The 1,162-nt window shown below is 70.8% G+C and carries 2 protein-coding genes; both read right to left on the reverse strand.

The window, feature by feature from the left end; translation table 11 throughout:
* On the reverse strand, nt 1-719 hold a 719-nt coding region (locus tag ACLN58_RS22405; protein WP_415857408.1), incomplete at its 3' end, for a glycosyltransferase.
* On the reverse strand, nt 719-1,162 hold a 444-nt coding region (locus ACLN58_RS22410; protein WP_415857409.1), incomplete at its 5' end, for a PP2C family protein-serine/threonine phosphatase. The genes ACLN58_RS22410 and ACLN58_RS22405, both read right to left, overlap by 1 nt.

The raw sequence follows: 1,162 nt of genomic DNA on the forward strand, positions 1-1,162 counted from the left end.
CGCATGAGGGCCTCGCGGCGCAGCACCGCGTTGGAGCCGCAGAAGAAGGCCGCGTTCCAGCCGTCCTTGCCCTGCTGGATCGGGCCGTAGAACAGGGGAGCCTGGCTCCCCAGGGGATCGTTCTCGCGGACGTTGCCGAACCACTGCGGGGTCTGGACGAACGCCACGCGGCGGTTGTTGAAGTAGCCCAGGGTCCGGTCGAGGATCTCGGGACGCGGGACCTGGTCCGCGTCGAGGACGAGCACGAACTCGCCCTGGGTCTCGTGGAGCGCGTTGTTGAGGTTGCCTGCCTTCGCGTGGCGTGGCTTCCCGAGCCACTCCTCGCCGCGCGAGACGTAGCCTGCGCCGAGCCGTGCGACGGCCTCGCGGAGCTCCGGCCGGGCGCCGTCGTCGAGCACCCACGTCGTGTGGGGATAGCGGATGGCTCGCGCCGCGCGCGTCGTCGCGAGGACGAGCTCGGGGTCCTCGTTGTACGTCGTGATGAACACGTCCACCGTGAGCCCCTGCGGCGCGTTGGGCGGGTTGTCGCGGGTGGACATGCGCCAGATGGTGAACGCGAACAGGGAGACGTCGATGAGCGAGTACGTCTCCGCGGCGACGAGCGGGACGGCGATCCACCACGCCGCCCAATTGAGGGACGCCGTCCAGCGCCACAGGATGTAGATGAGGCCCATTGCGACCGTGAGGGCGGCGACGATACGGATCGCGTGGATGCTCATCATGTGATGGCGGATCCTGCCGGCGGTCCAGCGACGGCCGAGCGACGGACGACGATGACCGTCGTGTCGTCCTGGCTTGTCGAGTCGAGCCCGATGACGTCACGGACGGCGGCGTCGGCGTCCGGCGCGGCAACGATCGCTGCCGCTGCGGCGTCGAGCGCGTCGTCGACGCCCCGGAAGGCTTCGAGGAGCCCATCGCTCAGGGCCACGAGCGCGCCGCCGGGCTCGAGATTGCCGTCGTGCGCGGTCCACTCGGCGCCCTGGAGGAGACCGATCGGCGGGCCCGAGGTGGTGAGGCGCTCCCACATGCCGTCGGGGTGGATGAGGAGGCCGAGCCCGTGGCCCGCGTCCACGTAGGTGAAGTCCCCGGTCGCGGCGTCGAGGCGCGTGTGCAGGAGCGTCACGAACGAGCCGAGGCGCAGGAGGTCGGGCTCGAGGGCGCG

Source organism: Sinomonas sp. G460-2, from assembly GCF_047759905.1.
GTDB lineage: Bacteria > Actinomycetota > Actinomycetes > Actinomycetales > Micrococcaceae > Sinomonas.